1 protein-coding gene is annotated in these 11,016 nt (G+C 76.8%); it reads left to right on the forward strand.

The genetic code is table 11. The features are described 5' to 3' along the window. A partial coding sequence (locus ABD308_RS20325) for an EndoU domain-containing protein (RefSeq protein ID WP_344337275.1) occupies positions 1-11,016 on the forward strand: 11,016 nt, incomplete at both ends.

The raw sequence follows: 11,016 nt of genomic DNA on the forward strand, positions 1-11,016 counted from the left end.
CTCGCCCCGGCCACCGCCGCCGCGCCGCCGGTGCGGCCGCTCCCGGACAACCCCTGGCACCCGGCCGAGCCGGACGGCACGTTCCGGCCCGTGGCGCGCCGCCCGCCCGCCCCCGTGCCCGGCACCTGGCAGGAGGTGCTGCCCAACGGCACCGTCCGCGTCCACCGGGCGACGCTGGACGGGGACGTCCAGCCGGGCGCGCCGGCTGCGGCGTTCCCCTCCCGCTGGAGCCGTTCCCTGCTCGACCCCGGAGCCGTCTACTACCCCAGGAACTGGACCCCGTCCCAGCTCCGGCACCACGTCACCACCGCGCTCGCCGACCCGGTCCTCCGGCGTGAGGCGAACGGCGTCCACTACCGGCTGGGCCGCTCCGGCGGCGTCTGGATCGAGGGCATGTACCTGCCCGACGGCGGCTTCCTGGGCCACCGTCCGGACCCGTACCAGTCGATCCAGCACCCCCGCTACAGCGACCCCGCGACCCTGACGGCCGGCCGGGGCGCCGAGGTGCGGCCGCCCGGCCTCGGCCCGGTCCGGGTCCGCCGCGACCTCATGTTCGACGGCTCCGAGACCCTCCAGATCACCGTTCGGGTCAAGCCGGTGGGCGACGAGGACGCGCCGATTCAGGACAAGCTCCGCGTCAGGGCGGACCTGGACCAGGCGGTCAGGGAGTTCCTGGCCGGCCCCCACGAGGGCGGGCCCGCCACCGGGGTCCGGGTGGAGTTCACCCAGGACGCCGACGCCGCCGAGGTCCGCGTCGTCCCCGGCCAGGACCTCACCGTCCAGCAGGTGCTGCCGCGGCTGCACGAGCGGGTCGCCGCCGAGGGGCCCGCCGCGGTCCTGGCCGCGCTCAAGGAGCAGGCGCCCGCGCCCCCGGAGACCGTCTCCGGCGATGCCCCGATGCTGGCCGGCCTCAAGGCGCTGTTCGACCCCGCCGTGTGGGACGGCCCGACCCTGGGCCGCCACCTGCCGAAGGAGTGGTCCGCGAACGAGGCCCGCTACGCCGCCGGCACCGTCGCGGCCTCGGCCGACCGCGTCCCGGCGGGGCCGGTCCCGCCGGGCGGCACCACCGCGCCCGAACTGCGCCACGGCTCCTTCGCCGGGGTGAAGCTCACGGTGCGGGTCGAGAACGGGCTGATCACCGACTTCTGGAGCCGGCCCGACCAGCGGATGCCGGAGCAGCTGGCCAAGCCGGTGGCGGAGAGGCCCCAGGTGCTGGGGACCCACCGGGTCCGCCCGCCGAAGGAGGCCTTCGAGCGGTCCATGGAACTGCGGGCGGCGCAGCGCTTCACGGTGAGCCGGATCAGGCACGCCGACGGCGACACCGAGTCGCTGGTGACCGTCCGGATCCACCTCGACACCGGCAGGCTGAACCTCGCGGACCAGCAGACCGCGAAGAGCTTCAAGGAGCTGACCGCACGGGTCCGGACCGGGGTCTCCGAGACCTACGACATCGGCCAGCGGCTGCCCAGCGGCGACCGGCTGCGGGTGCGGGTCGAGTTCGTGGACGATCCGCGCAAGGCGCACCACACCGTGGCGGTCCACCCGAAGCAGGACCGGGAGGACTCCGCGAACTGGGGGCTGGCCACCAAGGCCGTCACCGCCGCCCACGAGATCGGCCACCTGCTGGGGCTGGCGGACGAGTACCGCGAGCGCTCCGACGGGACCCCGCCGCGCCCGGTCTACCTCGACGGCGGGCTGATGGGCCCCTACATCCGCGACCGGTTCAACCGGCCCGTCGCCGACATGGACAACCTCGCCGGGGGCCCGGTCAACGCCCACCCGCGGCCGGTGCTGCGCGCGCGCAACCTGCGGCAGCTGGGCAACGTGATCGACCAGGCCTTCGGCGCCGACCGCGGCCCGGGCCCGGAGAGCACCCTGCCGCCGCGGCCCCGGCTGAACGCCGACGCCCTGCGCCTGGCCCTCCACGGCGACCTGACCCGCGCCAGCCTGCGGGAGCCGGGCGCCGGACGCGACGGCGGCGGCCACCTGTTCCCGCCGCCCGGCTCCGACGACCCGCGGCCGACCCGGATCCCGGGGTCGGAGAACCGCAACGGCACCTTCCGGGTCCTCGGCGGCCCGGCCGACGGCGTGGACGCCGGCCACCGCTCCGGGGCGGGCGACCTCGACACGTCGGCGGCCGTCCGGGCCCGCGGGCGCACCATGTTCCCCGAGCACTGGTCCGCCGACGACGCGGCCTACGCGGCCGAGCAGGCGTACCAGCACGCCCGCCGCCGCGGTGACGGGGCGTTCACCGAGGCCGGCCCGGACTCCTGGAGCTGGACCGGCGAGTACGGCGGGGTGCGGATCGAGGGCCGGATCCAGGTCCGGACCGAGCAGGGCCCCCGCGGCCCGGTCCAGGTGGCGGAGATCGTCTCCTTCCGGCCGTCCCACGACCAGGGCGGGCTCGGTCCCGCCCCGCACCTGCCGTGGCACCCCTTCCCGGACGCCTTCGACCAGCGGGCCGCGGACGTGCTGCGCTACGGCGACCGGCTCACCCTCAGCGGCGTCCACCACCAGCCGCCGAACCTCGCCGGCGAACCGGGCACGGTCGCCCGCGAGGCGAGGGTGGCCGGCGAGCGGTCGGGCATCAAGATCGGCCCGCCCTCCGCCCCCCACCCCAACGGCACCTACCGCGCCACCGTCTGGTACCTCGACCCGGCCGTCAACCCGGCGGCCCCGATGGCGAGGTTCGACTCGCGCTGGTTCAAGCGCACCGACCACGCGGTCAACACCTTCTACCCGGCGCACTGGCGGCCGGTGCGGGTCCTCGACGCCGTCGACTCCGCCTACGCGGGCCGGGACAGGTCCGCCGACCGGGTCGTGAACGGCGCCGTCCACTGGAGCGCCGTCGGCGACGGCGTCCGGATCGAGGGCATCACCCGCGACGGCCGGCACGTGGCGCACCGCCCCGCGGACGAGCAGCCCGGAGTCGCCCGCCGGGCCGGCGCCCCCACCTCCCCGCCGCTCACCGAGCCCGGCCCGCCCGGCACCGGCCGGCGCCCGGCCGTCACCTCCGGCATGCCCCCCGGCACGGTGCCCGCCGACGTCTTCAGCCCGGACCTGAGCAGCGCGGCCGGCCGCGGCCTGCCCGCGGAGTGGACGGCGCAGGAGCAGCGCCACGCGGTGCACAAGGGGCGGAAGGCCGGCGACGACACCCCGCTCGACGGCGGCGGCACCCGCGGCAAGGTGGTCTTCGCCGGCGTCGAGATCACGGTGGTGCGGGACGCGGACGGCAAGGTCACCGACTACTCGGTCGCGGACGGCCACACCCCGCCCCCGCAACTCGACGTCCGGGTGCCCGAGCGCGGCAGCCGGAAGCCGAAGGCCCCCGAGGGGGCGGACCAGCCGCCGAGGGCGCCGTTCCACCCGGACGAGGAGGACGGCTCCGACACCGACTCGCGTCGCGGCGAGGACGAGGACCAGGACGGGGACGGGTACGAGGACGGGGAGTCCGACGGCGACATGTCCGAGGTGTCCCGCGCGGACACGATGGACCTCATCCTCGAAGACGAGCCGATGGACTGGGACGGCGGCTTCGGCGACGGGAACCGGGCCACCGGGCACATGGACGTCGACGAGCCGCTGCCGCGGGAGCCGCGCCCGGCCCACCAGGCGCCCGCGCCGGACCTGCGCTTCGCCGCGCTCCGTGACCCGGTCGAGGTCGGGGCCCCCGCGGACCCGGCGCGCCACACCAGCGACTCCACCTTCCTGCGCCGCTTCCAGGTCACCCGCGGCGTCCTGGTGGACGGCAGCCCTGCGGCCGAGCTCGTGGTCCGGCTCCACCTCGACACCTCCCCGGTGGCCGGCACCCCGGGCCGGGACCCGGCCCTCCAGAACCTCCAGGAGCGGGCCCGGCAGGGCATCGACGAGTACTTCAACACCGGGCACCGGCTGCCGAACGGCGAGGTCCTGGTGGTGCGGGTCGAGTTCGTCGACGACCCCGGCCGGGCACACCACCGGGTCGAGGTGTTCGAGGGGCCCATCCGCGAGGTCCACACCAGGTGGGCCCTGGACACCGAGCGGAGGGTCCTGGCCCACGAGTTCGGCCACCTGCTCGGCCTGCCCGACGAGTACCGGGAGCGGCGCGTCCGCCGGACGGAGGCGGACGCGAACGGCGCCACCGTCGTCGTGGAGGAGGCGGTTCACCCCCGGTTCGTGAGCGCCGACGGCAGCCTGATGGGCAGCAGCGTGCCGCACGGGGGGCGGCTCCGGCTCGATCAGGACGCCGGCGTCGTCTCCGACGAGCCCGACCTCCCGGTCACGCTCGCGTCGCGGAACCTGCGGGAGCTGGGCCGAGCGGTCGAGGACGCGCTCGGCCCGGTGCCCGCCGCGCCGCCGGTGCACGGCCTGCCGCGCCGGGCGGCGTTCGGTGAGGACGCCCTGCGGACCTCGACCTTCGGCGACACCCGCAACCCGGGCGGCCACCTGCTGCCGCCGGGCGGCTCCGACCGCACGGCGCCGGGACACGTGGTCCGGGTGGAGCGCAACGGCGTGGTGGTGGCCGACTTCTCCGCGGAGACCGCCGCCACCCTGCCCCGTCCCCGGCGGCTGGACAGCGCCTCCGCGGCCGCCGACGACCTGATCGTCGCCGGGACCGGGCGGCGGCGGATGTTCCCGCGCAACTGGACCAGCGAGGACGCGGCGTACGCGGCCGAGCAGGCCTACCTGCACGCGCTCGGCACCGGGAACGTGGTGCCGCTCGGCGGCAGCCGGTACCGGTGGACCGGCGAGTACGCCGGCGTCCGGATCGAGGGCGAGATCCGTGCCGGGGAGTTCCTGTCGTTCCGCCCCTCGGACCGGCAGCCGGACGTCGACCCGCCGCTGAACGCTCCGCACCGGCCCGCGCCCGACGACCCGGAGCGGGGCTTCGGGACGTTCGGCCAGCGCGCCGAGGACATCGCCCGCTACGGCGACCGCCAGCACCTCACCGGCCTGCACCACGAACTGGACCTGGACCAGGCCAGCGCGGCGAGCGCCCTGCGGGCCCACGGCGCCAGGATCGTCGAGACCAGCGCGCCGATCCACAACGGCACCTACCGGGCCCGGGCCGCCTTCCTCGACCCGACCGTCGCGCCGACCTCCCCGCTCGCCGACTTCCCGACCCGCTGGCGCTTCCGCGCCACCGGCACGGGACGCACCATGTACCCGCACGCCTGGACGACCCGGGACGTGGTGGACGCCGTCGACCGGGCGCACGACAGCGTCCCGGCCGAGCGGCGGGTGTACCGGGCGGACGGCCGGACGTACCACTGGGCGGGCGAGGCCTTCGGCGTCCGCGTCGAAGGGCTCTCCCGCGACGGCCTGCACCTGGCCCACCGCCCCTCCGACGTCCAGCCCATGGCCGAGTGGCAGCCGAGGCGGGTGGTGGGCACCTCCCCGGACACCCGGCTCTGGCTGGGCGTCCAGCCGCTGTCCGTCGCCCGGGTGCTGTTCGACTCCGGGCAGGAGGGCCTGCGGATCACCGTGCCGGTGCGCACGGTCGTCCAGGGCCAGGTGCCGGCCCACCTGCCCGGGCTCGCCCGGGCCGAGATGCAGCGCCGGGTGGACGAGTTCGTGCAGCAGCGGATGCGGGAGGCCGCCGGGCCCGACGGGGTGCCGCCGCGGCTGGTCACCGTCCGGCTGGACTTCGACCCCCCGCACGGCGAGGTCTTCTCCTCGATGGTCCTGCGCCCCGACGACCTGTCGAACGTCGAGTCCCTCCTCGGCCCGCTGGTCGTCGAGAACCGGCAGCACGTGTTCGCCGCGCGGGCCGAGCAGCTGAGCCCGCTGGCCACCCCGGTCGAGCAGCTGATCGCCGTGCACGGGGGGCCGCGCGTCCCCACCGACCTGCGCGAGCCCGGCCCGCTGCGGCCGGGGGAGCAGACACCCGCCGTGGTCCCGGGCTGGGACCAGCAGACCGTTCGGCGGCTGGCCGCCATGGACGTGCGGTTCAGCGAGGAGGCCGCGGCCGCCGACCCGCGCACCCTGCCCGCGGACCGCAGCCTGCCCCACGAGTGGAGCGCCCTCGACAGCCGCTGGGCCGCGCTGCGGGTCCTGGAGGACCACGAGAGCAGGCACGGCGCGACCGTCTCCGAGATCGTCCGCGGCACCGTCGGCGGCGTCACGGTCGAGGTCCGCGTCGAGGACGCCCAGATCGTCCGGGTCACCGGTGTCGGCGACCAGCGGGAGCTGCCGCAGCTGCACGTGCCGCCGTTCGTCCCCGACTCCGCGGTCCACCGCCACACCCTCACCCCGGCCGGCCCCCGCCCCGGCCCCTCCGCCTGGCAGTCCGCCGACCTCGACGGGACGGTGACGGGCGCCCCGCGCCGCCCGCCCGCCCCGGCGGGCGACCAGCTGCGGACCCCCCTGCCCGGCGGCGCGGTCCGGATCGCGGCCGTGCACCTGGACCCGGCGGTCGGCCAGGGCGCCCCGGCCGCGCAGTTCCCCACCCGCTGGCACCGCTCCGCGCTCGACCCCGGCACGGTGTACTACCCGGAGCACTGGGGCGCGGCCGAGCTCGCCGCGCACGTCACCGCCGCGCTCGACCACCCCGTCCTCACCCGGCACGAGGACGACGGCTCCCGGCTGGTGCTCGGCGAGTCCGAGGGCGTCTGGATCGAGGGCCGGTTCGGGCCCGACGGCACCCTCTACTACCACCGCCCGGCCCCGTACCAGGGCCACGACAACCCGGACTACCGAGGCGCCGCCGCGACGACGGCCCGCCGCGGCGAGGACGTGGAACCGAACGGCCTCGGACCGGTGCGGCTCCGCCGCGACCTCATGTTCGACGGCTCCGAGGTCATGCGGATCACCGCCCGGGTCCGCCTGGTGGGCGGCGAGGACACCACCGGGGCCGACCTGCGGCGGGCGGAGGCCGCGCTGCGGGCGTCCGCAGAGGAGTACCTGGAAGGCCACCAGGCCGGCAGCACCACCCGCCTGGAACTCCGGCTGGAGTTCACCGGGGACGCCGACGCCGCCGAGGTCCGGATCGTCCCCGGGCAGGACCCGACCGTCGAGCAGGCCCTGCCCCGGCTGCACGAGGCCGCGGGCACCGACCGGCTGGCCGAGGTGCTCACCTCCGAGCAGCAGCCGCAGGCGCCGGCCGCGCCGCGCACCGTGGCCGGCGAGGCGATGCTCGACGGCCGGCGGCGGTTCTTCGCGGCCGCCGCCTGGAACCACCCGACCGAGGGCCGCAACCTGCCCCGCGAGTGGACCGCCGACGAGGCCCGCTACGCCGCCAGCGTGGTCGCGGGCTCCCCGCACCGCGTCCTGGCCGGACCGGTGCCGCCCGGCGGCACCCACGCGCCCGAACTGGTCCACGGCTCCTTCGGCGGGGTCCGGATGGCGGTGCGGACGGAGAACGGCCGCATCACCGACTTCTGGGGCCAGCCCGACCAGCGCACGCCGCAGCAGCTGACCCGGCGCGGCCCCGAGCCGCACGAGGTGCTCGGCACCCACGAGGTCCGCCCGCCGACCGACGCCTTCGACCACGCCCTGGAGTCCCGGGAGTTCCAGCGGTTCTCGGTCACCCGGATCCGGCACGCCGACGGGGACACCGAGGCCGTGGTGACCCTCCGGCTGCACCTGGACACCAGCCGGCTGAACCTGTCCGACCCGCACGCCGTGCGCCGGCTCAACGACCTGGTCAACCGGGCCCGCGCCGGCCTGGCGGAGACCTACAACGGCGACCAGCGGCTGCCCAGCGGCGACCGGCTGCGGGTACGGGCGGAGTTCGTGCACGACCCCGCCGGCGCGCACCGCACCGTGACCGTCCACCCGGGCCCGATCCGGGTGAGCCACGAGCACTGGGACCTGCGCACCGAGACCGTCGTCCTCGTCCACGAGATGGGCCACCACCTCGGGCTCCCGGACGAGTACCGCGAGAGCAGGTCCCGCCTCGACCGCCGCCGCCAGGTCCACCTCGACGGCGGGCTGATGTCCTCCCACATCCGCGACCGCTACGGCCGCACCGAGGTCGACACCAACTACCGGGCCTCCGTCCCGGGCGTCGTCGACGCCCGGCCCGTGCTGCGCGCGCGCAACCTGTGGCAGCTGGGCTCCGTCATCGACCGCGCCTTCGGCGCCGACCGCGGCCCCGCCGGCGACGGCGTCCACCCGCCGCGCCCCCGGGTGAACGGGGACGCCAGGCGCCTCGCCCTCTACGGCGACCTCAACGGCACCGGCCGGCAGCTGTCCAGCGGCGCCCGCGACGGCGGCGGCCACCTGTTCCCGCCGCCCGGCTCCGACCGGCCGCAGCCGGCCCGGATCCCGGGATCGGAGAACCGCAACGGCACCTTCCGGGTCTTCGGAGGCCCCGCCGACGGCGTGGACGCCGGCCACCGCTCCGGGGCGGGCGACCTCGACACGTCGGCGGCCGTCCGGGCCCGCGGGCGCACCATGTTCCCCGAGCACTGGTCCGCCGACGACGCGGTCTACGCGGCGGAGCAGGCGTACCAGCACGCGCTGCGCCGGGGCCCCGGGGCCTTCACCCCGCTCGGCCGGAACTCCTGGAGCTGGACCGGCGAGTACGGCGGGGTGCGGATCGAGGGCCAGGTCGACGTCCTGGCCCGGCGCCGGCCCGGCGGGCGGCTGGTCGATTCCCCGGAGATCGTCTCCTTCCGCCCCGCCGACGACCAGAGCGGGCTGGGCGTGGCCTCGCACCTGCCGTGGCACCCGTTCCCCAGCGGCTTCGGCCAGCGGGTCGGGGACCTGGTGCGCTACGGCAACCGGCAGACCCTCACCGGCGTCCACCACCAGCCGCCGGAGCGGTCCTGGGCGGGCGACGGCGACGTCTCCCGGGTCGACCAGGCCGGCCAGCGTCAGGGCATCCGGATCGGCACGCCCTTCGCCGCCCACCCCAACGGGACCTACCGCGCCCAGGTCTGGTACCTCGACCCGGTGGTCTCCCCGCGGGCCCCGATGGAGGCCTTCCCGTCCCGCTGGCACGTGCGCGCCGACGACCAGTCCCACGTGTTCTACCCGCGGGACTGGCAGGCCGACCACGTCCTGGAGGCCGTCGAGGAGGCCCACCACAACCGCGACCGGGCCGAGGACCGCCGGGTGAACGGCGCCGTCCACTGGACCGGCGTCACCAACGACGGCATCCGGATCGAGGGCATCACCCGCGACGGCCGGCACCTGATCCACCGCCCGGCGGACGAGCAGCCCGGCACCGTCCTGCCGCCGGACGCGCCGCGCTCCGCCCCGCTCACCGAGCCGACGGGCCCCGGCGCCGGCCGGCGCCCCGCCACCATCTCCGCGATGTCCCTCAACCCGGTCCCGGCCACCCACGTCAGCCCGGACCTGCGCGCCGACGCCGGCCGCGGCCTGCCCCGGGAGTGGACGGCCGAGGAGCGGCTCTTCGCGGCCGCCAACGGCCGGCAGATCGGGGACCGGGAGCGGGTCGGGGACGACTTCCGGGTCCGGGTGCGGTTCGCCGAGGTCGAGATCACGGTGCTGCGCGACGACCGGAACCGGATCGTCGACTTCTCCCTCGCCGACGGGCACACCCCGCCGCCGCAGCTGACCTTCCTCCCGCCCGAGCGCGGCACCGGCCGGCCGGTCGTCCCGACCCCGACCGAGCGGCTGTTCTCGCCGCAGGCCCCGCGGTCGGAGGACGGCTCGCTGCCGCGTACGCCGGGCTACGACGAGGGCGTCTGGCCGACGACGCCGGGTGGTGACGGTGGTTCGCTGCCGCGTACGCCGGGTTATGACGGCGGGTCGCTGCCGCGTACGCCCGGTTATGACGAGGGCGTCTGGCCGACGACGCCGGGTGGTGACGGCGGTTCGCTGCCGCGTACGCCGGGTTATGACGGCGGGTCGCTGCCGCGTACGCCGGGCTACGACGAGGGCGTCTGGCCGACGACGCCGGGTGGTGACGGCGGTTCGCTGCCGCGCACGCCGGGTTATGACGGCGGCTCGCTGCCGCGTACGCCGGGCTACGACGAGGCCATGGACCTGCACCGGCGGTCCGAGGACGAGGAGATGGCGTACGACCGGGACGCCGACGACGTCGAGATGGAGTCGGTGCACGACGCCTCCGACACCCGGTCCGACGCCGGCGCGGACACCCGCTCCATGGACGTGGACCCCGACCCGGACGCCGCGCCCCGCCAGGTGCGGCCGGCCCACGAGGCGCCGGCGCCGGACCTGGCGATCGCCCGGGTCCTCCGGACGGTCGAGGTCGAGGCGCCCGCCGACCGGTCCCTGCACACCAGCTCCGCCACCCGCCACCGCGCCTTCGAGGCCAACCGCGTCGTCCTGCTGGACGGCCGGCCGGCGGTCGAGCTCGTGGTCCGGGTCCACCTGGACACCTCCGGCCTGCCGGCCGGCGAGGACCACACCACGGCCCTGCGGCGCCTGCGCCGGCGGGCCCGGCGGGGCGTGGACGAGTACTACAACACCGGTCACCGCCTTCCCGACGGCGACGCCCTGGTGGTGCGGGTCGAGTTCGTCGACGACCCCGACCGGGCGCACCACGAGGTCGAGGTCCGGACCCCCGCCCCGGGGGAGCGGATCCGCGAGCACTCCGGCCTCTGGGGCCTGGACACCGACCGGACCGTGCTGGCCCACGAGCTCGGCCACCTGCTCGGCCTGCCCGACGAGTACCGGGAGCGGCGCGTCCGGCTGGAGACGACCGACGAGGACGGCGACCCGGACGTGGTGGGGGAGATCCGCCCCCGCGCCTCGCACCTCGACGGCACCCTGATGGGCGGCACCCACGCCGGCAACGGGCGCGTCCGCTTCGACCAGGACGCCGGGATCGTCCCGGACGACACCGACATCCGGTTCGCGCTCGCGCCGCGGCACCTGCGGGAGCTGGGCCGCGCGGTCGAGGACGCCTTCGGCCCCGCGCCGACGGCGCCGGTCGTGTACGACCTCCCGAGCCGGGCCTCCTTCGGCCGCGACGCCCTGCAGACCTCCACCTTCGGCGACACCCGCAACCCGGGCGGCCACCTGCTGCCGCCGACGGGCTCCGACCGCACGGCGCCCGGACACGTGGTCCGGGTGGAGCGCAACGGCGTGGTGGTGGCCGAC

Source organism: Kitasatospora putterlickiae, assembly GCF_039527695.1.
In the GTDB taxonomy this organism is placed as follows: Bacteria; Actinomycetota; Actinomycetes; order Streptomycetales; family Streptomycetaceae; genus Kitasatospora; species Kitasatospora putterlickiae.